Here is a 23,247-nt window from a genome sequence, read left to right as displayed (position 1 = left end):
GGAACCCTGCTACCTGTCGCGGCTGAAGCCGCTCCTACAGTGCATTCGGCAGTTGCCCCGCGCCGTTCCCCGCAGGCGCCGCTGGCCGTCGTCGTTCCAGCGAAGATGCGACGCGCCAGTCAGCGCCACGCCACCGCTCACTTGGCGAACTGCACGTGGCCCTCGACGGAATACACGCCCTTGTCGCCCTGGCTCGGCAACGCCGACAGCGTGTCGGTCACGACCTGGCCGCGGATGTCGGTGAGGCGGATCTCCAGCAATTGCGCACCCATCTGCTCGCCGACGAAATGGTTGTACGGCATCTTCGGCAGGCTGACCCAATCGCCATTCTTCTTGTATTCGAACTTGACCACCGGATACAGGTGATTGCGCACCTGGATCGCGGCCCAGTACTGCGAGCTGCCTTCCTTGATCCGGTACACCACGTTGCCGTCAATCGGCGCGGCGACCACCTTCCAGCTGATCGGGACATGCCCGGCGCTCATGTCGCCGATCGCGGCGAAGGCATTGGGCGACAGGTCCAGGCCGCAATCGCCGCCCTCCGGATACAGGTCGGTGACGTAGACCGTGGCGGTGCCGCGCGGCCCCTGCACCTGCAGGTAGGCGCCAGCCAGCGCGGCGGAGACGCCGCCGTAGTTCATCTGCGTCGGGTTCAGCGCGGTGATCATCGCATCGGCCAGGATCGGATCCAGCAGCACGGCGCCGCCGGAGTAGCCGGAGCCGGTATAGGTCGCCGTGCCGTTGCAGATTCCGTCCCAGGCGGCAGCGGCCGGGGCGGCGATGGCGGCCAGGCACAGCCCGGCGAACAGGGTGCTGCTGCGCAAGGCGCGGGTGCGGGCGCGACGTGTCGGCATGGGGATTCTCCTCGGCGAAGGCGCGCCGGCCGCTGGCGTGCGGCCGCCGGCCAGGCGCAAGGGGCGCGGCGCGGCGCGCGTCGGCCCGGGCACTGCCGCGGGCCGACGCACTCTAGGCCAGGCGTTGCGCGCGCACCGGCACCGCCACCGGGAAAACCGCATCTTGGCCGATGGCGTAGACCGCGGCGCCGGCCAGCGGCACGGCGCAGGCGATGCGCGCCCTGGATCAGCCGCGGCTGCGCCGGCCCGCGCCGGTTTCCAACCGCCACAGCAGATCGCGCAGCGGGGTGAGCGCGGTCGCCATCCCTGCCGCCACGCCCAGCGCATCGGCCAGCGCGTCGAACGGATCGGCCGAACGCGTGGCGGTCCATGCGCCCTGCGCGAACTCGATGCCGATGCCGAGCAACAGCAGGCCCAGCGCCGCCCAACGCCAGGCGCGCGGCCCGGCGTAGACCTGCACCGCGCCCGCGGCGAGCAACAGGTAGGCGATGAAGTGTTCGGCCTTGTCGGTGTCCGGCAGGTCGGACAGCTGCGGCGGATGCGGCATCATGCACACATAGATCAACACCAGCACGCCCAGCCACCACAGCCCCAGCCACAGCCAGGGCCGGCGGAATGCGCGGACCGCCGCCATCACAGCCGCCAGGTCAGGTCGCCGACCAGGAACGCCGGCGCCAGCGACACGTCGCGCTCGAAGCCCATCACCTGGAAGCGCTCGCCCATCTCGCTGGGCAGGGTCAGCCGCTTCACCTGCTCGCGCAGGCGCAGCCGGCCGCGTTCATCGCTGCGCGCCTCGACCTCGGCCAGCAGCGCATCCAGGCCGTTGCCGAGCAGGAAGCTGGCCTGGGTGCAGTAGCCGCCCAGTTCGAACCCGGCACCGGTGCCGGCCTCGGCCAACGCGGTGAAGTCCACCGACGCGGTCAGGTCCTGCAGGCCCGGCCACAGATAGGGATCGGCATGGGTGCGGTGCCGGTAGAACGCACGCAGCGTGCCGTCCTCGCGCTGCGGCAGGTAGAACTCCCCGCGCGGATAGCCGTAGTCGACGAACAGCATCGCGCCGCTGCGCAGGCCGCCGGCCACCGCCTGGATCCAGTACGGCAGCTGCGGCAGCAGTTCGGAGCGGTAGCCGTCGGCGAACGGCGTTTCCAGATAGCGTTCGACATGCCGCACCGCCGCCGCCAGCAGCGGATCGGCCGGCTGCTCGCCGCGGCGGAAGCGGCCTTCGCCATCCAGGGTCACGGTTTCCTCGAACACCTCGCCATCGCGCAGGGTGAAGCGCGGCGTCGGTAGCGCATCGATCACCTCGTTGGCGAACAGCACTCCGTTCCAGTCGTCGTCGAACGGCCGGTCCAGCCATTCCACCAGCTCGAACACCGGCGGGATCAGCGCGCGCTGCAGGCGTTCGCGCTGGCGTTCGCGCAGATCCGCGCTGGGTTCCAGGATGGCGTAGCGCTCGGGCAACGCGTCCAGCGCCAGCAGGCGCTTGAGCATCACCTCGGCGAACGCGCCGCTGCCGCCGCCCACTTCCAGCATCCGCGCCTGCGGCCCGAGCTGCTGCAGCACCGGGGCCAGCGCGTTGGAGACGGTGGCGGCGAACAGCGGCCCCAGCTCCGGCGCGGTGACGAAGTCGCCGTCCTCGCCGAACTTGCTGCTGCCGGCGCTGTAGTAGCCAAGGCCCGGCGCGTACAGCGCCAGCTCCATGAAGCGCGAGAACGGGATCGCGCCGCCGCCGGCGGCGATTTCGGCGCGCAGATGCGCGGCCAGGCGGTCGCTGTGGGCGAGCGCGTCGGCGTCGGGGGTGGGAAAGTCGATAGGCATGCGGCGCTGGATTGCGTGGACAATGCACAGCATAGCCGAGCGTGGAATGCACACATGAGCCAGACCAAGGTCGTCCTGATCACCGGCAGCGCGCGCCGCATCGGCGCCGGCATCGCGCGGCACCTGCACGCGGCCGGCTATCGCGTGGCGCTGCATGCGCATACCTCGCAGGCCGAGCTGCAGGCGCTGGCCCGGGAACTGGACGCCGCGCGGGCCGGCAGCACCCTGACCCTGCACGCCGATTTGCGCGATGCCGCGCAGTTGCCGGGACTGGTGGAGCGGTGCGTGCAGCGTTTCGGCCGGCTCGATGCGCTGGTCAACAATGCCTCCAACTTCTATCCCACTCCGCTGGCCGAGGCCACGCCGGCGCAATGGGACGACCTGTTCGCGGTCAACGCGCGCGCGCCGCTGTTCCTGGCCCAGGCCGCGGCCGCGCAGCTGCGCGAGCGCCGCGGCGCGATCGTCAACATCACCGACCTGCATGCCGAACAGCCGCTGCGCGCGCACCCGCTGTACAGCGCGGCGAAGGCGGCGCTGGCGATGCTGACCCGCTCCCTGGCGCTGGAACTGGCGCCGCAGGTGCGGGTCAACGCCATCGCCCCGGGCGCGATCCTGTGGCCGGAAACCGGCAAGGACAGCGCCGCGCAGCAGGCCCTGCTGGCGCGCACGCCGCTGGCGCGGATCGGCCAGGTCGAGGAGATCGCCGAGGCGGTGCGCTGGCTGCTCGACGACGCCGGCTTCGTCACCGGGCAGACGCTGCGGGTGGATGGGGGGCGGGGGCTTTCTTGACGGCTGGGAATGGGCAATCGGGAATGGGGAATGGGCGAGCGCCCCTAGGCCAGTCGTTGCTGAGAGCCATTCCTTACCGCGCCATGACAGCCAAAGACCCGATCCAGCGTCCGGCCTTTACCGATTCCCCATTCCCGATTCCCCACTCCCGGCCTCACCAAGCTCCACCACCTCGAACGGCTCCCCGAACTGCGCATGCGCCTGCCACAGCGCGCCCAGGCTGTGGCCGCTGAGCGGGTCGACGAAGTCGGCGGCGATGTCGGCCAGCGGCTTGAGCACGAAGGCGTGGCGCAGTTCCGGGCGCGGGATGCGCAGGTGGCCGGGGCCTTCGACGATGCGGTCGCCGTAGAACACCACGTCGATATCCAGGGTGCGGTCGCTGAAGCGCGGGCCGCTGCGGTCGCGGCCGTGGGCGTCCTCCAGCGCATGCAGCCAGGCATCCAGCGCGTCGAGCTCCCACTCGGTCTGCAACGACACGGCATTGTTCAGAAACGGTGGGCCGTCGAATCCGACCGCCGGGGTGCGGTAGGTCGGGGACACCGCGATCGGGCCGAAACGCTGGCGCAGCGCAACGATCGCGGCGGGCAGATGCTGTTGCGGGCGCAGATTGCTGCCCAGACTGAGGAGCACGGTGGTCATGGGATATTCGCGCATGCCGCGGCCGCGACCGTCAACGGGTAGCCAACCCGTCTCCCCCCGCATAGAATCGAAACGCATCGAACTCCGGCAGCGACATGACTTATTGCGTAGGCATCGAAGTGGACGAAGGCCTGGTCTTCGCCGCAGACACGCGCACCAACGCCTCGCTGGACGACGTCCGCGTGCATCGCAAGCTGCATGTGTTCGAGTATCCGGGGCAGGCGGTGTTCGTGCTGATGTCGGCCGGCAACCTGGCCACCACCCAGCTGGCGATCTCCAAGCTGCAGCGCGACGCGGACGATCCGGACGCGCCGCGCAGCCTGCGCTCGTTCAAGCACCTGTTCGAGGTCGCCGAGTACGTCGGCGAGGTGCTGGTCTCCAGCCAGGTCAAGCTCTCCGACCAGTCCCAGCACAGCGGCGTCAGCGTGCAGTCGACCCTGATCCTGGGCGGGCAGATCGCCGGCGAGCGGCCCGGGCTGTACATGATCTACCCGCTGGGCAACGCCATCGCCACCTCGCCGGAGACGCCGTACCTGCAGATCGGCGAATCCAAGTACGGCAAGCCGATCCTGGACCGCATCATCCGCCCGGAGATGCAGCTGGAGGACGCCGCGCGCACCGCGCTGGTATCGCTGGATTCCACCATCCGCTCCAACCTGTCGGTCGGCATGCCGATCGACCTGGCAGTGATCCGCCGCAACGACCTGCGCGTCACCGAGCGCCTGCGCCTGGAAGCGGACACGCCGCTGTATGCGGAAATCCACGACACCTGGTCGCGCAAGCTGGAGAACGCGGTGCGCACCCTGCCGCGCTTCCCCTGGGAGCCGGCACTGACCGTCGACAGCGACGCCGACAACCGCAGCGCCCTGCCGCCGCTGCCGCCGCGCCGCGTCCCGGCCCGGCGCGACCCGGAAGACCAGTCGTCGCAGCAGTGACGCCGGGATTGGGGGATTCGGGATTGGCGATTCGCAAAAGCGGCATCCAGCCATCTGATCGATTGCGCTGAAGCGCTTTACCTTCGGCGCAACAGTGCCGCTGCCGTCGCCGTTGCCTGAAACGAATCCCGACTCCCCAATCCCGAATCCCGGCTCTCAGCCGCTTTCCAACGCATGCGCCACCGCGCGGAACACGCGCTGCATCTCCAGCGGCTTGCGCAGGACGTGCACGGCGATGTCGCGCGGGAAATGATCGCGCTGCAGGGCGGTGCCGGCATCCTCCAGCACGATCGCCGGGCCGCGGTAGTCCATGTCCTGCAGCGCCAGCAGCAGGCTCACCGCCGACAGCAGGATGATGTCGCTGTCCACGATCACCAGATCCGGCATGCCGTGTTCGCGCACCTCGCGCAGCGCCGCGGCGCCGTCGGACGCCAGCTGCGGCTGGTAGCCCTGGCTGGACAAGGCGTTGCCGAGCAGCGAAAGGCGCGTGGCCTCGCCATCCACCAGCAACACGCGCTGGCCCTTGCCGATCGGCATCGCCGGCTCCGGCTCGGCCGAGGGTGCGTGGCCGCGCAGCGGGATCAGCAGTTCGAAGCAGGTGCCCGCGCCCGGCGTGCTGTCCACGCCGATGCTGCCGCCGTAGCTTTCGACGATGCGCTTGCACGAGATCAGACCCAGGCCGGTTCCGTCGGCCTTGGTGGTGAAGAACGGACTGAACAGCTGCGCCTGGGTGTCCGCATCCATGCCCACGCCGGTGTCGCGGACCAGGATCCGCACCTGCTCGCTGCCGTCGGCGCCGAGCGCCGGCGTCGCCGAGATGGTCAGCGTGCCGCCATCGGGCATCGCCTGGATCGCGTTCAGGCCAAGGTTGAGCAGGCACTGCTGCAACTCGGTGTAGTTCGCCTCGATCGACAGCTCGGCGTCGGCCACCTCCACCTGCAGGTCGACCCGCTCGGGCAGGCTGCTCTTGAGCAGCATCTGCACCGCCTGGAACAGCCCGGCGATGGACACCCGCTCGCTGCGCGTGCGCGATCCGCGCACGAACGACAGCATCGATTCGGCCATCTCGTGGCCGCGCCGGCCGCACTCGGCGATGACCTCGGCCAGGTGCCGCAGCTGCGGGTCGTCGCTGCGCCCGATCATCAGTTCCGGCACGATCAGCAGCGGCTGCAGGATGTTGCGCAGGTCGTGGCTCAGGCCGGCGGCGAGCATCGCCAGGCTCTCCAGCCGCTGCGCGCGCATCAGCTCGCCCTCGACCCGCTGCCGCTCGCGCTCGGTGCGCGCCTCGCGGATCGCGCGCGCCACCGCCGACGGCAACCGCGTCGGGTTGTGCTTGATGATGTAGTCGTTGGCGCCGTCGCGCAGCGCCTCCACCGCGGTCTCCTCGCCGATCGTGCCGGAGACGAAGATGAAGGGCACCGAGGTGCTGTGCTCGCGCAGCACGCGCAGCGCCTGGTGCCCGGAGAAACCCGGCATGCTCAGATCCGACAGCACGATGTCCGGCGCGAACTCGCGCAGCGCCTCGCGCAGCGCAGACTCGCCTTCCACCCGCCGAAAGGACGCTTCCAGGCCGGCGTCCAGCAACTGGTCGGACAGCAGCTCGGCGTCTTCCGGGGAATCCTCGACCATGAGGATCCGGATCGGTCCGAGATTGGTGCCGGTCATGGGCATGCGCGCTTACTCTTTGTCCGGCGCCTGGTTGATCAGCGCCCAGAAGGTGCCCAGCGTCTTCACCGCAGTGAAGAACTGGTCCACGTCCACCGGCTTGACCACGTAGGCATTGACGCCCAGGTCCCAGCTGCGCGCCAGGTCGCTTTCCTCGCGCGAGGACGACAGGATCACCACCGGCAGGCGCTTGAGGGATTCGTCGCTGCGCACCAGCTTGAGCACTTCCAGTCCGTCCATGCGCGGCATCTTGATGTCCAGCAGCAGCACCGCCGGCAGGCCCTCCTCGCGGTCGGCGTAGGCGCCGCGGCGCAACAGGTAGTCCATCGCCTCCACGCCGTCTTCGACATGGACGATGGGATTGGCCAGGCGCGCGTCGCGCAGCGCATCGACCGCCATTTCGGCATCGGCGGGGCTGTCTTCGGCAAGCAGGATGGTGCGGATGGCGGTCATGCGGTCAACTCGTTGGTAGGCGCTTCGAGCGCGGGGGGTAAGACGAAATGGAAGGTGGCGCCCTGGTCCGGCGCCGCGTCGGCCCAGATCTGGCCGCCGTGGCGGGTCAGTACGCGGCGGACGCTGGCCAGGCCGATGCCGGTGCCGGTGTACTCGCTGGCCTTGTGCAGGCGCTGGAACACGCCGAACAGTTTGGCCGCATAGGCCATGTCGAAACCGGCGCCGTTGTCGCGCACGCTGAAGTGGTGGCTGCCGTCCGCCTGCAGCTGATAGCCGACCTCGATCACCGCGACCTCGCGCTTGGCGCTGTACTTGACCGCGTTGCCGAGCAGGTTCAGCCACAGCTGGCGCATCATGTTCTCGTCGGCGACCAGGATCGGCAGCGGCGCCACGCTCCACTCGATGCGGTGGCCGCTGCCGGCGTGGTCGGACTGGAAATTGGCGTCCAGCACCGAGCGCGTCTCCGCCACCAGCGACTGCATGTCCACCGCCTGCAGGCGCAGCGCGCTGCGGCCCAGGCGCGAGTAGACCAGCAGGTCGTCGATCAGCGAGGCCATGCGCCGCGCCGAGGTGCCGATCACTTCCAGATAGTGGCGGCTCTTCTCGTCGGCGTCGTCGCCGAGATGGCGGGCCAGCTTGTCGGCGAAGCCGGCGACATGGCGCAGCGGTGCGCGCAGATCGTGGGAAACCGAATAGCTGAAGGCCTCCAGTTCGCGATTGACCTCCGAGACCTGCTCCACCTTGCCCTCCAGCTGCCGGTTGAGCATCTGGATCCGCTGCTGCGAGGCCTTCTGCAGGCTGATGTCGCTGACCGTCATCAGCACCACTTCGTCGTCGCTGTCCGGCAGCGGCATGCGCCGCGCGTTCAGCAGCATGGTGCGAGCGACACCGTCCGCACCGAGCTGCTCGTGTTCGAAATCCCACAGCTCGCGCCCGCGCAGCAGCACGTCGGCCAGGCGCTGGACGATGACGCTGTCCTGCCAGACGCCGTCGCCGACATCGGCCAGCATCTTGGTCGGACGCGCCGGGTCCAGCCCGTACAGTTCGCCGAAGGCGGCGTTGTGCATCAGCATGCGCTGCTCGCTGTCGAGCAGCACGATCGGCTCGCGCACCGTCTGCAGCACCGCGGCGGCGCGGGCATTGGCGCGCAGCATGTGCCGCTCGGCGTCCAGGCGCCGGCCGATCTGCCGTTGCAGCAGCCAGATCACCAGACCCAGCAGCAACAACTGCACCGCCAGCGACACCCAGCTGATCGCCGAAGCCAGCATCCGCCGCTGGTCGGCGTCGGCGGTGCGTTCGATCAGCAGCGCATCCTCGCGCTTCTGCAGTTCGGCGACCAGGCCGCGGATCGGATTGTCCGCGGTCATTTCCTGGATCAAGCCGCGGATCCGTTCCGGGTCGCGGTTCTCGGCGATGCGCCCCGCCAGCAGGCTGCGCCGTTCCAGGGTGCTCTGCAGGCGGCCGATGCGCACCTGCTGGTCGGGGTTGTCGCGGGTCAGCTCGACCAGGCGCGCGATGGTCGGAGCGATCGACGCGCGCGACTCGCGGAAGCGGGCACGCAGGATCGGCGAGTCGACCTCGTGCGACATCGCCATCGCCGCCGACTCCATGTCGCGCATATCCGCTTCCAGCCGGCTGAGCGTCGCCGTGACCTCCTGGCTATGGCTGACCCAATCTGCCGCAAGCAAGGTGCTTTCGCTCATCTGCCGCAACAGCAACGAGGGCAGGATCACGATCAGGACCACCGCCAGCGCCAGCAGCGGCAAACGCCAGCGGTCCCAGGCGTCATGTTTGGCGGTGATCTGCATATCTGTTCTTGGACGATGAAAGATGGCAGCGACAACGGGGGCGGCATTGTCGCCGATCCACGCAGGCATACGATGAATTATTCAGGCTTCGCGCAAGCTCCCGTCGCACCACCTGAATACGGCTTTATCTTAACGATTTTGGCACAAAGAAATGGGCGGCTGTACGCCGCCCATCGTTGCAACCATACGATCGGACTGGATCAGCGTGCCGCCGCCCGCGCGCCGGCGGCGGCAGCGTGCGTTGCGCCAATCAGCGTCCACGACGACATTCCGGCCCGTACCAGCAGGAAATCGGCGTGGCTATGCAGGCGCGCGCGCTCGCCGGCGGTGAGGTCCTTGTCCAGGTCCTGCATCAGCCTGGCGAAGGCGCGCCAGAACCCGGCATCGTCGTGGAAGGTGACCAGCATCATGCCCAGCTTGGATTCGAGCTGGCGCATCGCCAGGAGCAGCGAGGACGGGCGCGGCGGTGCGCCGGTCGAGGGGAGCGTCGTATCTACCGCGTCGGGCGGCGCGGCGTGCGAGGCCGCGTGACTGGACGCGGCTGGAGAGTAAGCATCCAACATGGCAATTCGCCTGGTAGCTAACGTGGCTGGATGATGACTGAATGAGCGTCAATGCAGCGCGAAGCGCGGCGATACGCCGCGTGATGGCCGCAGTGCGCGAATGTGCCGCCCACAAAAAACGCACTCCGGAGAGTGCGTCGCAGGGACAGCGGCGGAGCGCGCCTCGTCTCGCGCTCCACCGCCTTCACCGGTGGCGTGGCTCAGTGCTTGGCTGCGCCCGTCACTTTCAGGCCGGTCGAATCGACCTTCTTGACCCCGTCGATCATCTTGGTGACCGACACGGCCTTGTCGCGCTGCGCCTTGCTTTCGACCGCACCGGACAGCTTGACCGTGCCATTGAGCGTCTCGACCTTGATGTCGGTACCGGAGACGTCCTTGGTGGCGAGCAGATCGGCCTTCACCTTGGTGGTGATCCAGGTGTCGGTGACCGGCTCCTTGGAGTCGTGCTGCATGCCGTCGTTGTGGGCCATGCCAGCATGGTCCTTGTCGGCGGTGGTCGGCGGATCGACGGCGAGGGCCTGGCCGGCGGCCAGGGTCAGACCGAAGGCGAGTGCGACGCTGAGCAGCGTGGGCGACGTGAACTTTTTCATGATGTCCTCCTCCCTTGAAGGTGTGGAGCGGAGTGTCGGCATGGCGGCGTACAAGCGACGTGACCGCAAAATCGCGGCAGCGTGAAGGGCGTGTACACCGGGTGAAGACACTTGCCGGGATACTGTCCCGCCTCGCATCGCCACTCGCACGCCATGGACCAGACCTTCAATCTCGCCCTGCTCGGTTATGGGTTCGTCGGCCGCGTGTTCCATGCGCCGTTGATCGCGCACACACCGGGCCTGCGCCTGCACACCATCGTGTCCAGTCGCCACGACGAGGCCGCCGCGGCGTACCCGAGGGCGCGCATCGTCGCCGACGCGCAGCAGGCCTTCGCCGATCCGCAGGTCGATGCGGTGGTGGTGGCCACGCCGAACCAGACCCATGCGCCGTTGGCGCTGGCGGCACTGGCGCAGCGCAAGCACGTGCTCGTGGACAAGCCGTTCGCCCTGGACGTGGACGAGGCGCAGCGGATCATCGCGCAGGCGCAACGCGCCGGACGCATCGTCAGCGTGTTCCAGAACCGGCGCTGGGACGGCGACTTCCTCACCCTGCGCGCGTTGCTGGACGCGGGCACGCTCGGCGAGATCGCCGAGTTCCATTCGCACTTCGATCGTCATCGCCCGCAGGTCGGCAACCGCTGGCGCGAGCATGCGCTGCCCGGCTCCGGATTGTGGTTCGACCTGGGGCCGCACCTGCTCGACCAGGCCCTGCAACTGTTCGGCCTGCCGGAGGCGATCCAGGTCGACCTGGCGCTGCAGCGCCGTGGCGCCCAGGCGACCGATTATTTCCATGCTGTGCTGCGCTACCCGCGACTGCGTGCGGTGCTGCATGCCGGCTCGCTGGTCGCGGCGAACGGGCTGCGCTTCGCCGTGCATGGCGAACGTGGCAGCTACCTCAAGCAGGGACTGGACACGCAGGAAGCGCAGTTGCGCGCCGGGCTCACTCCGGCCGCGCCGCAATGGGGCGAGGATCCGCTCGCCGGCCAGCTGACACTGGTTGCCGACGACGGCAGCACCACGATGCACGCGCTGCAGACGCAGCGCGGCGACTATCGGCAGTGCTATGCCGGCTTTCGCGAGGCGATGGCCGGACGCGCGCCCGCGCCGGTGGATGCGGCGCAGGCGCTGGCGGTCATGCGCTTGCTCGAGCTCGGCCAGCGCAGCGCCGCCGAAGGCCGCACGCTGGCGCTGGACTGAACCGCCGTCGCTCGCTTACCCGGCCGCGGTCCCGGACGGCGGCACGGCCGGCGTTTCGTGCTTGATCGCGTGCCCACCGAACTGGTTGCGCATCGCCGACAGCAGCTTGTCGGTGAACGAATCGTCGTCGCGCGAGCGCAGCCGTTCCAGCAGCGACAAGGTGATCACCGGCGCGGGGACGTTGAGGTCGATCGCCTCGGCCACCGTCCAGCGGCCTTCGCCGGAATCTTCGACATAGGGCGCGATCCCGGCCAGGGTGGGGTTATCGCCCAACGCATCCGAACACAGGTCCAGCAGCCACGAACGCACCACGCTGCCCTGGCGCCAGACTTCGGCGATCTGGTGCAGGTCCAGGTCGAACTCTTGCTTGCGCGCCATCAGCGCGAAGCCTTCGGCATAGGCCTGCATCATTCCGTACTCGATGCCGTTGTGGACCATTTTGGCAAAGTGGCCGGCACCGCTGGGACCGACCCGGCCCCAGCCGGCATCGGTGGCCGGCGCCAGGGTCGCGAACAGCGGGTTGAGCCGGCCGACCGCCGCTTCGTCGCCGCCGATCATCAGGCTGTAGCCTTCCTTCAGGCCCCACACGCCGCCGCTGGTGCCGCAGTCGACGTAGGCGATGCCGTGCGCGGCCAACTCGGCGGCGCGGCGCATCGAATCCTTGTAGTAGGAATTGCCGCCGTCCACGACCACATCGCCTTCGGCCAGCAGCGGCAACAGGGCGGCCAGGGTGTCGTCGACGATCTTGCCGGACGGCACCATCAGCCACACCGCGCGCGGCGCCGGCAGTGCCGCGACCAGCGCTGCCATCGTGTCCGCGGTCTCCACGCCGCGCTGCTGCGCCGCGCTGCGCGCCGCCTCGCCCAGGTCGAAGCCGACCACGCGGTGGCCGCCACGCACCAGCCGCTCGGCCATGTTCGCGCCCATCCGGCCCAAGCCCACAAGTCCCAGTTCCATGCGTCTGTCCTAGCTCGAAGTGAGGGGCATTAGGGTCGCACGAAGCGCCATGCCGCGGCTGACGCGCAGCTAAGGCGATTGCGCCTGCGCGCCCTGCGCGCAGGCCTGCAATTGGTGGTCGCGCCAACGCCGGTACAAGGTGGTGTGCAGATTGTGCAAGGTGAGGTCGATCGCGAACGGAGTGCGCGGATTGCGGTCCAGCAGGCGCGCCACGTGGTAGCCGATCGGTTTCGTGCCCTTGGGATGCACGTACACCTCGAAGCCCCGGTAGAAGGGATCGTCGAGCAGCGTGTCGATCTGCGCCAGGACACTGCGTTGCGCCGGCGACAACGTCGCGCGCAAGGCGGGATCGCGTTCGAACAGCAGTTTCTCGAAGCGCTCGCGGCCGCGCCCGCGCAGCGCCTGCGCCAGTTCCCAGATGCGACGGTTGCTGGCGTCGTAGTGGGCGAAGCCACCATGCCGGCGCAATGCCGCCGCCGCGTCGGCGCTGACCGCCACGACCACGAAGTTCTCCGCCTGGTTGTTGATGTCGTCCAGGTAGCGGCGTTCGAGCACATGGGCGATGAAACCGGGCGCGCCGAGGAAGGCGGCGCCGCCCAGTTGCGACGTCTTGACCGCCTTGCCGTCGGCGAGGAACTCGCCGGCGTGCGCGCCGAGCAGGATGCTGTCGGTGTCGTGCAGGGTGAGGAAGGTGCCGATCGACAGTTCCCCGGCGCTGAACGCCTGATCGAAGCCGGCATCGCCGTACAGCTCGCGCTGCGTGGCGAGCTGCGCGATCTGCCGGCCGACGCCGCACTCCGAGCGCACGTGGCCGCTGTAGAACGCCTCGATCGCACGCGCATTGCCCTGCGCCGGACGATAACCGCGGCCGAAGCTGCGAAAGCGCTGCCAGCCCTGCCGGCGCGCGCCGCCTGGGCCGAATCCGATCCAGCCCAGTTGCAGCGCGCTGAAGCGGTAGCCAGGATTGCCCTGCAACTGCGCCACCGCGCGCTGGGTGGCGGCGCCGAGCAGCAGGAAATAGCCGCACTGCGTGGCCGGCGTCTCCAGCAGCGCGCGCAGCGCATCGCGCCGTTGCGCCTGACTCCATTGCGCCGGCAACGCCGCCTGCAGGTCGCCGTGCGCCCGCGCGTCGTCCAGGGAGCTGCGTTCGCAGGGCGTACCCGGCAGCAGCCGCGGCTGCGCGGCCGGCGTGCTGTCGATGCGCCAGCCGAGCTGGCGCAGCAGCGCGGCCAGGCAGTCGGCGCTGGCCTGCTCGGCCGGCTCGGGCGGTGCGGCGAGCGCGGCGCCGCCGACCAGTGCCAGCGCCAGCAGCAGGCGCGCGGCGAAACGGCATCGATGCGGCGTTGGCGGGTTCGGGGTCGGGACGGTCATGGCGCGAGCATGGCAGATGCGAACAAGGGCAGCGGCAGCAGGCACGGCGGCAACGCGGCACCCACACGCGGGCGCGCAGCGTGACCTGCGCGCGGTGCATGCGCCGCGAAGCCGTGCGCCATGGCGATGCGCATGGCCGCGCTCGGCAGGCGTATTCACTCGGCGGCCATGGCGGCCGGCCCTACACTGCCGCTCCCCTGCTCGCGGAACCTCGTCATGCATGTGCTCGTCACCGGCGGCACCGGATTCATCGGCCGCGCACTGTGCCCTGCCCTGCTCCAGGCCGGCCACCAGGTCAGCGTGCTCAGCCGCGACGCGGCACGTGCGGCGCGGGCACTGCCCGGCGTGCAGGCCCTGCAGGACCTGCAGGGCGCGGCTCCGGCGGACGCGGTGATCAATCTCGCCGGTGAACCGCTCAGCGCTGGCCGCTGGAACGAAACCCGCAAGCGCCGCTTCCGCACCTCGCGCATCGGCACCACCCGCGCGCTGCTCGACTGGATCGCGCACCTGGACCCGGCGCAGCGTCCCGCCTGCCTGCTGTCCGGCTCGGCGATCGGCTACTACGGCGATCGCGGCAACGACCTGCTCGACGAACGCAGCCCGGCCGGCGAGGACTTCGCCGCGCATCTGTGCCGCGACTGGGAAACCGAGGCGTTGCGCGCGCAGACGCTGGGCGTGCGCACCAGCCTGGTCCGCACCGGCGTGGTGCTCGGCCGCGACGGCGGCGCCTTGTCGCGGATGCTGCCGCCGTTCCGACTCGGCCTGGGCGGGCGCATGGGCGACGGCCGGCAATGGATGAGCTGGATCCATCGCGACGATCACGTCGGCCTGTTGCTGTGGCTGCTGCAGCATGGCGGCGACGGCGCATACAACGCCACCGCGCCGACCCCGGCGACCAATGCCGACTTCGCCCAGCAACTGGGCCAGGCGCTGCACCGGCCGGCGCTGCTGCCGGCACCGGCCGCGGCGCTGCGCCTGGCCTTCGGCGAGATGGCCGAGCTGCTGCTGGGCAGCCAGCGGGTGCTGCCGACGCGCGCGCAGCAGGAAGGCTACGTGTTTCGCTATCCGGAGCTGGGCGCGGCGCTGAGTGCCGTGATCGGCTAGGCGGAACTCGCATTTGTAGGAGCGGCTTCAGCCGCGACAGAACGCCTCCGGCAACGCCAGGTTGCGGCTAAAGCCGCTCCTACAGAAAAGCGAGCCACGGCGTGTGCAGCACACAACGCAAAACGCCCCGGCGGATGCTGTCCGCCGGGGCGTTTCTACTTGCCGAGTGCGCCGCGATGGCCGATCGCGGCGTGGCGTCAGTAGCGCTTGCAGACCGTCTCGACGCGGCGGTTGCCGTTGGCCTGCTGGCGCTGGCCCTGGATGTAGCGCCCGGTGGCGCCGCCGGCGACCGCGCCGCCGACCGTGGCCAACTTCTTGCCGTCGCCCTTGCCGATCTGGTTGCCGAGCAGGCCGCCGATCGCGGCGCCGGCCACGGTGCCGCCGATGCGGTTGGGGTCGGTGTTGTTCTTCTGCACCGCGACCTTCTTGCAGTGCACGCGGGTGCCGTCGTTGAAGCGGCGTCCGGCGTCTTCCGGCCCGTAATGGCGCTGCGCCTGCGCCAGCGGCGCGGCAGCAGTGGCGATCGCGAGAATGCTCAGACAAGCGGCGGATTTGAAAGTGTTCATGCTGGTTGCTCCTGGGTGGCGGAGCCGATGCCTGACACCGGCATCGCACTCCCGACGGCGCCACCTTTGCACCGCGATTGCGAATGAATCGTGAAGCGAAAAGCCCTCTATTCAGCTTCCGCAGCCGCGGATAAACGCGTAGTTCAGCGCGGCGTAGCGCCGTCATCAACCGCGGGCGCGGCAGCAGGCGCAGGCGCGGCTTCCGCCACCGGCGTCGATGTTGGCGTCGGGGACACAGTTGCAGTTGCAGGTTCGGCTGCCGGAACGGGTGCAGGCGCCGTTGCAGGCGCCGGTACCGCAGCGGCCGGCTCCGGCTTGGGCGCTGCCGCCGGCGGCGGTTCGGGCGGCGCGGCCGGCTTGGCCTTGGGCAGGTATTGCGCCATGAGCTCGAAGAAGCGCTTGTAGAAATCGCCGTCCTGCACCGTGCTGCTGGCCACGCGCACCAGCGAGTCGTCGCTGCTGCCGACCGGCAACGACACCGAGCCGAGCACGCCGACGCCGACGCTGGCCGAGGTCGCGCTCTTCTTCAGCGCATAACGGTCCTGCAGCGCGCTGACGAACACCCAGGACTCGTCCTGGCCGTGCGCCACGCACGACACGCGCAGCTCCAGCTGCTCGTGCGACTCCTGGTTGGGCTGGAAGTTCTTGGTGCCTTCGACCGTATCGGCGGTGGCCTTGGCGACCACGTAGCCCTGGCTCAGCAGCGCGCGCCGCGCCGATTCGCAGGCCTGGCCCGGTTGTACCGGATAGCTGCGCGAATAGGTGTTGTCGGAGTTGAAGGTCTCCTTCACCAGGTTGTCCTGCTTGCGGGCGAAGCAGCCGCTCAGGCCGATCGCGACCAGCACGAGCGCAGGAAAGGCGAGGACGTTGGAGGAAGCGGACATGGCCGTGGACCGTAAGGAAGGAACCGGCCAAGGATAGCCGCAAGCGTGTCGAGGCGGCCTTGATGGGCCGCCAGCGCTCATCCCGCGGTTAGCGAGCCCGGCGCCGGCTGCAGCGACAGGTCGACCCGCAGCAGGCCGCCGCCACGGTCGCGGCGTTCGGCGCGCAGGTAGTGGTGGGCGTCGAGCACCGCCAGCGTCAGCGGCGCCGCCAGCGGCTCGCCCCACAGGCTGAGCGCGAAGCCGCGTGCGCGCAGCCAGTCCAGCAGCCGTTGCAGGTGGTCGAGGTCGTGCGGCAGCAGCAGGTCCACGTCGCCAGGCGGGCGCGCGGCCGCGCCCGGGTCGGCCCGCCATGCCGGGTAACTGCCGTACAGGGTGAAATCGAACCCGTCCGCGTGCAGCGCGGCGAGCAATTGCGCGCTGCCAGGCAGGTCGATCGCGTCGCGCCGTTTCTGGAAGATCAGTGCGTATTCGTGGCTGCGGTCGCTGCGCGTGTCGCCGGGTGCCAGTGCCTGCACACTCTCGCGCGGATAGCACAGCACGCGCTCGGCGCAGGGCACGAACAGGCTGCCCAGTATCCGCGCCAGGTCCCAGGCCTGCGGAACGCACACGCCGGCGACGTCCGCGTTCTCCACCATCGCGATGCAGAAGCCGTCGTCGCGCAGGCAACGGCGCACCGCATGGAACACCGCGCGCAGCCCGCTCAGGTACGCCGCGTAATCGGGGCTGGCATACAGCTGGCCCGGCGACACCGTGCCCGGCCAGTCGCACCCGAAGTACGGCACGTTGGTCAGGCACAGATCGACCGGCGTCTGCAGCGCGAGCTGCGGCAACGCGCCGACCCGCACCTCGGCACGCAGCCCGAGCCGCTGCAGGCGCTCGCGCGCCAGCGCCGCACGCGCGGCGTCGATCTCCACGCCCAGTCCGCGCCGGCCTTCCAGTTCGGCAGCGAGCAAGGTGCTGCCGAAGCCGCAGAACGGGTCCAGCACGCAGGCGTCCGGCGCGCTGAACTGGCGCACGAACGGACGCATCTGGCTGACCCAGCCGCAGTCGCGCGCGCCCAGCGGATCGCGCTGGCGCAGGTCGTCGGGCAAGCGGTGCTCGGGCGGGTCCGGCGGCGGCGTCCACCAGCTGCGGCTATTCATGCTATCCATGCCGGGCCTGCCACAACAGATCGCGCTCCGGCTGCCAGCCGGCGCACAGCCGGCCATCGGCGAAGAACACCAGCTTGTAGATGTCGCCGCTGTCGTGACGCGCCTGCATCGCGGTGTAGTCGGAGGTTTCGAACACCACCTCCATGCCGTCGGCGGTGGCCATGCGCAGGTTCCAGAAGTAATAGCCCTCGGTGATCTGCAGCGGCCGCAGCGTGCGCCACCATGGCGTGGCCATGCACGCGGCCACGACCTGCTCCACGCCGACCCGCGCCTGCGCCAGATAGCGCTGGGTGCCGCCGCTGCGGTAACCGTCGCCGAGCCGCGAGAACTCGCGGAAGATCACCGTGCGCGCACCGCACTGGCGTGCCCAGCGCAGATAGGCGGCGACGCCGTCGGCATCGGCGATGCCGCCGTGCTGCAGGATGCACACCATGCGCAGCGGCAGCGCGGCGGCGATGCGCTGCGCGGTGGCGACGAAGACCTGCGCATCGGCGATCGCCTCGCCGTCGCGGAAGCGCATGATCGCGTCGTTGCCGGCCTGCTGCGGGTGGTGCCGCGACAACTCCACCCAGGACAGCCCGAAGCGTTGCAGCGCGTCCAGCAAGGCATCGCCACGGCCGCGGGCGAAACCGGCGCCGTTGCTGTACAGCACGCGCTGCTCGACCAGCAGCCCGTCGCGTTCGGCCTCGCCCAGCGTCTGCAGCAGCTGCAGGAACCAGGCTTCGTCGTCGGTCATTTCCAGCCCCGACAGCGACTGCGACAGCGGCAGCCCGGACAGCTGCGCCAGGCCCTGGCGCAGCATCGCGAAATAGTCCGGCGGTGGCCGCAGGCTGGCCGCGGCGGTGCCGCCGGCCTGCGGGCGCAGCGTCTCCGAACAGAAGCGGCAGCGCGCCGAGCACGGCCGCACCGACGCGTACGGGGTGAAGGTCACCGGCTGCGCGACGCGGTAGTCGCGTCCGCCGATGCGCTGCACGCGCCAGCGCGCGGCATCGGCGGCGGCCGGCACCCGCCATTCCAGGTGCGGCATGTCCGCGCGCAGTGCGGCGAACAGCGGCGAGGCGCCGCTCAGCGGCGGCGCGCACTCCATGCTGGCATCCATGCCGGCACCTACAGACGCGCGGCGTTCGCGCGCTCGCGCACCTGCGCCAGGCTCCAGTCGTGCAGCAGGCGGCCGTTTTCCCACACGGTGACCATGGCATCGTCGTAGCCGGCAGGCCGCGCCAGTTCGTCCAGCGATGTGGCCGCGGCCGGCACCGGTTCGGTGCGGTAGCCGCCGTATTCGCGATGGCGCAGCAGGCTCATGCGGCCGCGCTTGCTGAGCTTGCCCTTGTCGGTGACCGGATCCTTGTAGACGTCGATCCACTTGCCGTCCACGCGCGCGGCCGAGCACTTCAGCGCGAACTTCTGGGTGTCGCGGTCCAGCCGCTGCAGCAGCGCCCCGCCCATGCCGAAGGCGACGTTGTCGGTGGCGTAGCCGGCGCTGGTAACGCGTTCCAGGATCGCGCGGATGCTGGTCGGGTTGACCCCGTCGCCCTGGATCACGCGCACGTGGTTGAGCACCTTGTAGCCCTTGCCGTTGACGCTGTGGCCGAAGGCCTCGTCAAGCAGTTCCAGGCATTGATGCACCACCGCGACCGGGTCGCCGGAATCGGGGCGGATCACCACGGTGGCACCGGAGGCGATCACTTCCTCGCGCAGCGTGGTCCCCCAGTGTTCGCGAATCGCGTGGAAGATGTCGTAGCTGTCGGACACCACCGCGACGACGCCGCCCGGCTTGCCGAACTGCCGGAGCATGTTGCGGTACGCGTCCACTTCGCGCTCGCGGCCCCAGCTGGTGATGGTGCTGTGCTCGGCGGCCGGGATCGAGTAGCCGGCCATCGGCTCGTGGTAGTGCGCGCGCGCCAGCAACAGCCCGGACACCGTATCAGTGCCGAGGAAGTTGATCAGGTGCGCGGCGCCGCCGATCGCCGCCGACTCCAGGCTGGACACGCCGCGCGCGCCGAAGTCGTGCAGCTTGAACGGCAGCTGCCCTTCCGGATCGTCGCTGGTGCGTTCCAGGAACTGGCGGAGGGTCTGCTTGGCGTGCCAGCTGACCGTGGCCACGGTGACCGGATACCAGATGCGCAGCAGCAGCGTTTCCAGGTACGAGGGCACCCAGTAGGCCTGCGCGTCGGTGGACTCGATGGTCATCAGCGCGTTGTGGGTCGGCACCACGCTGCCCTCGGGCACGGCGCGGATGCGGATCGGCAACTGCCCGCCGAGACGGTCGACGATATCGCGCCAGCCGGCCTCGTTGAACGGCTCGCCGTGCGCGGCGAACAGGTCGCGCGCCTCGTCGACGTCGGCATGGGTGATGGCGCGGCCCAGCGCCTCCTTGAGGATCGACTGCAGGCCGAAGAACACGGTGCGGTCGTAGACGCCGCCGCGCGATTCCACGTAGAAGAACGTGGCATCGGTGCCGGCCGGATATTGCAGCCAGTGACTGGCCTTGTAGCTGTCGGTGTTGAGCAGCAGGTTGTTCAGGCATTGCATGACGGGAAGCTCCTTCGCGTCGGGGGAAGGCCAGCGGTCTGTCCGCCGGCCGGGAAGGCCGCGGTCAACCGCGGCCCAGGAAGAATTCGAGCAGGTGCAGGTGGTCTTCGAACAGTTTCGGGCCCATGCCCAGCACCTCGCTGACCGGGATCCAGCGCGCCTTGTCGGCATCGTCGCCGCCGCGCACCTCGGGCAATTCGCCGAAGGTGAATTCGAAGTGGAAGGCGTGGGTGATGGTGCGCCCGCGCAGGCTGCGCTCGGGATGGTCGAATACGTGACGGTTCTTCAGCGACCCCTTCAGCACCGGCACCGGGATCTTCAGCCGGGTTTCCTCGCGCAGTTCGCGCAGGCAGGCATCGAAGATGCTCTCGTGCTGGCCGACGAAGCCGCCCGGCAGCGCCCACAGGCCCTTGCCCGGTGCGGCGCGGCGCCGCACCAGCAGCACGTGGCCCGAATGCACCACCACCGCATCGGCGGTGACGAAGGTCGGCGGATACGGCGCCTCCTTCCAGGCGGCGCGGTACTGCTCGATGAACTGGTACTCGGCCAGCAGTTCCGCGTACGACGGCGAGTTCTTGCGGAACGCCTCGAGCATGTCGAACACCGGCGCCGGCACGTTGCCGCGTAGCATCAGCAGCGCGCCGTGGAAATCGATGCTGCCGGCCTCGAACAGGTAACGGCGCAGTTCGGTCGCCGACAGCGTCTCGGTGTGCTGCACGTCGACCAGCGGCCATTGCGGGAACTCGCGCAGGTAATAACTGCTGGCGTCCTTGTCCATGCCGATCAGGCCGATGCGCGCCTCGGCGCCGCCGCCATCGGCGCGCACCGCCTCGGCCACCGCCGACTGCACCGCTGCGATCCATTGGCTCTCGTTGTAGAGGTGGTCGCGCAGCGGGCGCAGGATCAGGCGCTCGCCGGCGCCCTCGAGCGCGGCCTGTATCATGACGCTGCGTTCGGCCACCGTCCACGGATTGCGGATGGTGCGGGGAGTCTCGGCCGAGCCGATGAGGAAGATGAGTTTCTGTCCACGCGCCAGGGCGTGGCGGGCAACGGCGGCATGGCCGTTGTGGAAGGGCTCGAAGCGCCCGATGAAAACAAGGTAATCAAACTCCATGAGCATCCCTCACGGTTGGGTGGATCGCCGCGGGTCTGTCCCTTGGCGTGAGCGGAATGCTACGCCGATGCCGCATCGCGTCAAGTGACGCACCGCGCAGATTCATCGGCCATCCAGGCAGCGCATCCGGATACCGCGCCAACCCGCTGCAGTGCAGCGCGCGTCGCCACGGCGATCGCGCTAGCCTCGTGCGCGCCGCGGCCGCGGGAACAGCCCGGCATGTCACGCCGGCCGCCGTTCGCTGCCACGCGACGCCCCTCCTTCCCTCCTCCCACCACTGCGAGAATCGCATGAACCGATTGAGCAAGCGCGTGTCCGCCTGGTTGCTGGTGTTGCTAGCCTGCCTGTGCGCGCCGGCCATGGCGCAGACCTTCGCCAAGGGCGCCGATGTCAGTTGGATCGACCAGCAGGAGAGCAGCGGCCGCGTCTTTCGCAACGCCTCCGGCGCCACCACCGATTTCTTCGCGCTGCTCAAGGGCACCGGCGTCAACGCGATCCGGCTGCGCGTGTGGGTCAATCCGCAGGGCGGCTGGAACGACGGCGCCGACACGCTGAACATGGCCAGGCGCGCAAAGGCGCAGGGCATGCGCATCATGATCGACTTCCACTACAGCGACAGTTGGGCCGATCCCGGCAAACAGACCAAGCCGGCCGCCTGGAACGGCCACGACTTCGCCACCCTGGTCAAGGACGTATACGCGCATACCAGCGGCATCCTCTCCTACCTCAAGTCCAATGGCATCGACGTGAGCTGGGTGCAGGTGGGCAACGAGATCAACAGCGGCATGCTGTGGCCGGACGGCAAGACGCCCAACTTCGGCAACCTCGCGCAGCTGATCAACAGCGGCTACAACGCCAGCAAGTCGGTCTACCCCGGCGCCAAGGTGGTGGTGCACCTGGCCAACGGCTACGACAACGCGACCTTCCGCTGGTTCTTCGACAGTCTCAAGTCGGCCGGCGGCAAGTGGGACGTGGTCGGCATGTCGCACTATCCGTCCAGCAACGCCTGGCAGAGCGCCAACACGCAGATCGCCAGCAATATGCAGGACATGGTGGCGCGCTACGGGTCTGACGTGATCGTCAGCGAGGTCGGCATGGACTGGCAGCAGGCCGCCGCCACCCGCGCGATGCTGGCCGATCTGCTCAGCAAGACCCGCGCGCTCGGCAGCCGCGGGCTGGGCGTGTTCTATTGGGAACCCGACGCCTATCCGGGCTGGCAGGGCTACACGATGGGCGCGGTCGACAACAACGGGAAACTCACCCAGGCGCTGTCGGCGTTCAACTGATCGCCGCTCGGCAGGAGCGCCACGCGGTGGTCACCGACACCGCCGCCATGCCACCATCGCGCGCTCCGCTCCTGTCGAGATCTGCCATGTCGATGTCGTTGTCGTCCGCGCGCAAACTTGCGCTCCCTCTGCTGCTGATGCTGGGCGTGTGCATCGCGCCGGCACAGGCGCGCAAGCCCGCGCCACCCGCCGCGCCGGCGCCGCTCAAGGTGATGAGCTTCAACGTGCGCGTACCGGTCGATACCGACGGCGACAAGCGCTGGGAGATCCGCCGCAGCGCGATGGCCGCGCTGATCCGCACGCAGCATCCGGATGTGTTCGGCACCCAGGAGCTGGTCAAGCTGCAGGCCGATTACCTGGCCGCGCAGTTGCCCGACTACCGCTGGTTCGGGCGCAGCCGCGACGGCAGCGAGGACGGCGAGCGCATGGGCGTGTTCTACGACAGCCGCCGCCTGAAGCTGGTGGAATCGGGCGACTTCTGGCTGTCGGACACGCCGGACGTGGTCGGCAGCATCAGTTGGGGCCACCCGCTGCCGCGGATGGTGAACTGGGGACTGTTCGAACGCGTCGCCGACGGACGCCGCTTCTACCTGTTCGACACCCACCTGCCGTACCGCGACGAAGACGAGCCCGCGCGCGCCAAGGGCGCCGCGCTGTTGCTCTCGCGCGTGCAGGCCTTGCCGGCCGACGTGCCGGTGGTGATCACCGGCGACTTCAACACCACGCCGGATTCGCCCACCTACCGCACGCTGGTGCCTGCGCTGGCCGACGCGCGCAAGCAGGCGCCGCACGCGCAGGGACAGGAAGCGACCTTCCACGATTTCACCGGCCATCCCGATCGGCGCATCGACTGGATCCTGTCGCGCGGATTGCGCGCCACCCACTTCGCCACGCTGGACGCGCGGCCGCAGGGACATTGGCCGTCGGACCATTTTCCGGTGGAAGCCGAGTTCGCCTGGCCGCAGTGAGGC

Annotated in this window: 22 protein-coding genes and 1 pseudogene; 6 read left to right on the top strand and 17 right to left on the bottom strand. The window is 69.4% G+C overall.

Features of this window, described 5'->3' with window-relative positions; translation table 11 throughout:
• Positions 1-137: 137 nt before the first annotated feature.
• The 3 genes and pseudogenes from AB3X08_RS03965 to AB3X08_RS03955 form a co-directional block, all read right to left on the bottom strand.
• Positions 138-740, bottom strand: a pseudogene (locus AB3X08_RS03965) (expansin EXLX1 family cellulose-binding protein); the annotation flags it as partial.
• A gap of 340 nt (positions 741-1,080) precedes the next feature.
• Positions 1,081-1,488, bottom strand: a complete 408-nt coding sequence (locus tag AB3X08_RS03960) for a VanZ family protein (RefSeq protein ID WP_369936374.1) — start codon at positions 1,486-1,488, stop codon at positions 1,081-1,083.
• Positions 1,488-2,672: a class I SAM-dependent methyltransferase gene (locus AB3X08_RS03955; RefSeq protein ID WP_369936372.1), complete on the bottom strand. Its 1,185-nt coding sequence runs from the start codon at positions 2,670-2,672 to the stop codon at positions 1,488-1,490. The genes AB3X08_RS03960 and AB3X08_RS03955 overlap by 1 nt, the downstream gene beginning before the upstream one ends.
• A gap of 54 nt (positions 2,673-2,726) precedes the next feature.
• Between AB3X08_RS03955 and AB3X08_RS03950 the strand changes: the two genes are divergently transcribed.
• On the top strand, positions 2,727-3,461 hold the full coding sequence (locus AB3X08_RS03950; RefSeq protein WP_369936370.1) for a pteridine reductase: 735 nt from the start codon (positions 2,727-2,729) through the stop codon (positions 3,459-3,461).
• A 117-nt stretch (positions 3,462-3,578) separates the two neighbouring features.
• Here the strand turns inward: AB3X08_RS03950 and folK are convergent, their stop codons facing one another.
• Positions 3,579-4,100, bottom strand: coding sequence for a 2-amino-4-hydroxy-6-hydroxymethyldihydropteridine diphosphokinase (gene folK / locus AB3X08_RS03945; protein WP_369936368.1), 522 nt, complete (start codon positions 4,098-4,100; stop codon positions 3,579-3,581).
• 95 nt (positions 4,101-4,195) lie between these two features.
• Between folK and AB3X08_RS03940 the strand changes: the two genes are divergently transcribed.
• Positions 4,196-5,035, top strand: a complete 840-nt coding sequence (locus tag AB3X08_RS03940; RefSeq protein WP_369936366.1) for a 20S proteasome subunit A/B — start codon at positions 4,196-4,198, stop codon at positions 5,033-5,035.
• Between the two features lie 156 nt (positions 5,036-5,191).
• Here the strand turns inward: AB3X08_RS03940 and AB3X08_RS03935 are convergent, their stop codons facing one another.
• From AB3X08_RS03935 to AB3X08_RS03915, 5 genes are all read right to left on the bottom strand, one after another.
• A complete protein-coding gene (locus tag AB3X08_RS03935; protein WP_369936365.1) occupies positions 5,192-6,706 on the bottom strand; it encodes a response regulator in 1,515 nt (504 codons plus the stop codon).
• A gap of 6 nt (positions 6,707-6,712) precedes the next feature.
• Positions 6,713-7,153 carry a response regulator gene (locus AB3X08_RS03930; RefSeq protein ID WP_019797077.1) on the bottom strand — a complete coding sequence of 147 codons (441 nt, stop codon included), beginning with the start codon at positions 7,151-7,153 and terminating at the stop codon, positions 6,713-6,715.
• Entirely contained in the window at positions 7,150-8,961 is a 1,812-nt protein-coding gene (locus AB3X08_RS03925; RefSeq protein ID WP_369936363.1) for a sensor histidine kinase, read from the bottom strand. Before AB3X08_RS03925 ends, AB3X08_RS03930 begins: the two co-directional genes overlap by 4 nt.
• A gap of 200 nt (positions 8,962-9,161) precedes the next feature.
• Entirely contained in the window at positions 9,162-9,524 is a 363-nt protein-coding gene (locus AB3X08_RS03920) for a hypothetical protein (protein ID WP_369936361.1), read from the bottom strand.
• 200 nt (positions 9,525-9,724) lie between these two features.
• Entirely contained in the window at positions 9,725-10,114 is a 390-nt protein-coding gene (locus tag AB3X08_RS03915; protein WP_369936359.1) for a BON domain-containing protein, read from the bottom strand.
• Between the two features lie 153 nt (positions 10,115-10,267).
• On the opposite strand from AB3X08_RS03915, the gene AB3X08_RS03910 reads away from it, so the two are divergent.
• Complete coding sequence (locus AB3X08_RS03910; RefSeq protein ID WP_369936357.1) at positions 10,268-11,311, top strand: oxidoreductase; 1,044 nt, start codon at positions 10,268-10,270, stop codon at positions 11,309-11,311.
• A 15-nt stretch (positions 11,312-11,326) separates the two neighbouring features.
• On the opposite strand, the gene gnd is transcribed toward AB3X08_RS03910, so the two are convergent.
• Positions 11,327-12,268 (bottom strand): phosphogluconate dehydrogenase (NAD(+)-dependent, decarboxylating), encoded by a 942-nt coding sequence (gnd, locus tag AB3X08_RS03905; RefSeq protein ID WP_184412140.1) that lies wholly within the window; start codon positions 12,266-12,268, stop codon positions 11,327-11,329.
• Between the two features lie 69 nt (positions 12,269-12,337).
• Positions 12,338-13,639, bottom strand: a complete 1,302-nt coding sequence (locus tag AB3X08_RS03900; protein ID WP_369936355.1) for a hypothetical protein — start codon at positions 13,637-13,639, stop codon at positions 12,338-12,340.
• A gap of 216 nt (positions 13,640-13,855) precedes the next feature.
• On the opposite strand from AB3X08_RS03900, the gene AB3X08_RS03895 reads away from it, so the two are divergent.
• Complete coding sequence (locus AB3X08_RS03895; protein ID WP_369936354.1) at positions 13,856-14,743, top strand: TIGR01777 family oxidoreductase; 888 nt, start codon at positions 13,856-13,858, stop codon at positions 14,741-14,743.
• A gap of 197 nt (positions 14,744-14,940) precedes the next feature.
• Here AB3X08_RS03895 and AB3X08_RS03890 read toward each other — a convergent pair whose 3' ends face one another.
• The 6 genes from AB3X08_RS03890 to AB3X08_RS03865 form a co-directional block, all read right to left on the bottom strand.
• Positions 14,941-15,309 carry a glycine zipper 2TM domain-containing protein gene (locus AB3X08_RS03890; RefSeq protein WP_369936353.1) on the bottom strand — a complete coding sequence of 123 codons (369 nt, stop codon included), beginning with the start codon at positions 15,307-15,309 and terminating at the stop codon, positions 14,941-14,943.
• Positions 15,310-15,452: 143 nt separating this feature from the next.
• Positions 15,453-16,193, bottom strand: coding sequence for a DUF2242 domain-containing protein (locus tag AB3X08_RS03885; RefSeq protein WP_369936351.1), 741 nt, complete (start codon positions 16,191-16,193; stop codon positions 15,453-15,455).
• Positions 16,194-16,270: 77 nt separating this feature from the next.
• Positions 16,271-17,344, bottom strand: a complete 1,074-nt coding sequence (locus tag AB3X08_RS03880; RefSeq protein WP_369936350.1) for a DNA methyltransferase — start codon at positions 17,342-17,344, stop codon at positions 16,271-16,273.
• Positions 17,337-18,413, bottom strand: coding sequence for a hypothetical protein (locus tag AB3X08_RS03875; protein ID WP_369938410.1), 1,077 nt, complete (start codon positions 18,411-18,413; stop codon positions 17,337-17,339). Before AB3X08_RS03875 ends, AB3X08_RS03880 begins: the two co-directional genes overlap by 8 nt.
• A 38-nt stretch (positions 18,414-18,451) precedes the next feature.
• A complete protein-coding gene (locus AB3X08_RS03870) occupies positions 18,452-19,876 on the bottom strand; it encodes a nicotinate phosphoribosyltransferase (protein WP_369936348.1) in 1,425 nt (474 codons plus the stop codon).
• A 64-nt stretch (positions 19,877-19,940) separates the two neighbouring features.
• On the bottom strand, positions 19,941-20,996 hold the full coding sequence (locus tag AB3X08_RS03865; RefSeq protein ID WP_369936347.1) for a bifunctional nicotinamide-nucleotide adenylyltransferase/Nudix hydroxylase: 1,056 nt from the start codon (positions 20,994-20,996) through the stop codon (positions 19,941-19,943).
• A 284-nt stretch (positions 20,997-21,280) separates the two neighbouring features.
• On the opposite strand from AB3X08_RS03865, the gene AB3X08_RS03860 reads away from it, so the two are divergent.
• Together AB3X08_RS03860 and AB3X08_RS03855 are read left to right on the top strand one after the other, a co-directional pair.
• A complete protein-coding gene (locus tag AB3X08_RS03860) occupies positions 21,281-22,276 on the top strand; it encodes a glycosyl hydrolase 53 family protein (protein ID WP_369936346.1) in 996 nt (331 codons plus the stop codon).
• An 86-nt stretch (positions 22,277-22,362) separates the two neighbouring features.
• Positions 22,363-23,244, top strand: coding sequence for an endonuclease/exonuclease/phosphatase family protein (locus tag AB3X08_RS03855; protein WP_369936345.1), 882 nt, complete (start codon positions 22,363-22,365; stop codon positions 23,242-23,244).
• Positions 23,245-23,247 lie beyond the last annotated feature (3 nt).

The organism is Xanthomonas sp. DAR 34887 (assembly GCF_041245805.1).
In the GTDB taxonomy this organism is placed as follows: domain Bacteria; phylum Pseudomonadota; class Gammaproteobacteria; order Xanthomonadales; family Xanthomonadaceae; genus Xanthomonas_A; species Xanthomonas_A tesorieronis.
This window is presented reverse-complemented; position numbering and strand designations above follow the sequence as displayed.

Bases quoted from the DNA above. Each gene is read 5' to 3' on its own strand.
- AB3X08_RS03920 (WP_369936361.1), bottom strand. From the start codon at position 9,524: ATGTTGGATGCTTACTCTCCAGCCGCGTCCAGTCACGCGGCCTCGCAC.
- AB3X08_RS03855 (WP_369936345.1), top strand. From the start codon at position 22,363: ATGTCGATGTCGTTGTCGTCCGCGCGCAAACTTGCGCTCCCTCTGCTG.
- AB3X08_RS03865 (WP_369936347.1), bottom strand. From the start codon at position 20,996: ATGCTCATGGAGTTTGATTACCTTGTTTTCATCGGGCGCTTCGAGCCC.
- AB3X08_RS03925 (WP_369936363.1), bottom strand. From the start codon at position 8,961: ATGCAGATCACCGCCAAACATGACGCCTGGGACCGCTGGCGTTTGCCG.
- AB3X08_RS03870 (WP_369936348.1), bottom strand. From the start codon at position 19,876: ATGCAATGCCTGAACAACCTGCTGCTCAACACCGACAGCTACAAGGCC.
- AB3X08_RS03960 (WP_369936374.1), bottom strand. From the start codon at position 1,488: ATGGCGGCGGTCCGCGCATTCCGCCGGCCCTGGCTGTGGCTGGGGCTG.
- AB3X08_RS03900 (WP_369936355.1), bottom strand. From the start codon at position 13,639: ATGACCGTCCCGACCCCGAACCCGCCAACGCCGCATCGATGCCGTTTC.
- AB3X08_RS03890 (WP_369936353.1), bottom strand. From the start codon at position 15,309: ATGAACACTTTCAAATCCGCCGCTTGTCTGAGCATTCTCGCGATCGCC.
- AB3X08_RS03880 (WP_369936350.1), bottom strand. From the start codon at position 17,344: ATGGATAGCATGAATAGCCGCAGCTGGTGGACGCCGCCGCCGGACCCG.
- AB3X08_RS03895 (WP_369936354.1), top strand. From the start codon at position 13,856: ATGCATGTGCTCGTCACCGGCGGCACCGGATTCATCGGCCGCGCACTG.
- folK (WP_369936368.1), bottom strand. From the start codon at position 4,100: ATGACCACCGTGCTCCTCAGTCTGGGCAGCAATCTGCGCCCGCAACAG.
- AB3X08_RS03885 (WP_369936351.1), bottom strand. From the start codon at position 16,193: ATGTCCGCTTCCTCCAACGTCCTCGCCTTTCCTGCGCTCGTGCTGGTC.
- AB3X08_RS03955 (WP_369936372.1), bottom strand. From the start codon at position 2,672: ATGCCTATCGACTTTCCCACCCCCGACGCCGACGCGCTCGCCCACAGC.
- gnd (WP_184412140.1), bottom strand. From the start codon at position 12,268: ATGGAACTGGGACTTGTGGGCTTGGGCCGGATGGGCGCGAACATGGCC.
- AB3X08_RS03930 (WP_019797077.1), bottom strand. From the start codon at position 7,153: ATGACCGCCATCCGCACCATCCTGCTTGCCGAAGACAGCCCCGCCGAT.
- AB3X08_RS03860 (WP_369936346.1), top strand. From the start codon at position 21,281: ATGAACCGATTGAGCAAGCGCGTGTCCGCCTGGTTGCTGGTGTTGCTA.
- AB3X08_RS03940 (WP_369936366.1), top strand. From the start codon at position 4,196: ATGACTTATTGCGTAGGCATCGAAGTGGACGAAGGCCTGGTCTTCGCC.
- AB3X08_RS03915 (WP_369936359.1), bottom strand. From the start codon at position 10,114: ATGAAAAAGTTCACGTCGCCCACGCTGCTCAGCGTCGCACTCGCCTTC.
- AB3X08_RS03950 (WP_369936370.1), top strand. From the start codon at position 2,727: ATGAGCCAGACCAAGGTCGTCCTGATCACCGGCAGCGCGCGCCGCATC.
- AB3X08_RS03935 (WP_369936365.1), bottom strand. From the start codon at position 6,706: ATGCCCATGACCGGCACCAATCTCGGACCGATCCGGATCCTCATGGTC.
- AB3X08_RS03910 (WP_369936357.1), top strand. From the start codon at position 10,268: ATGGACCAGACCTTCAATCTCGCCCTGCTCGGTTATGGGTTCGTCGGC.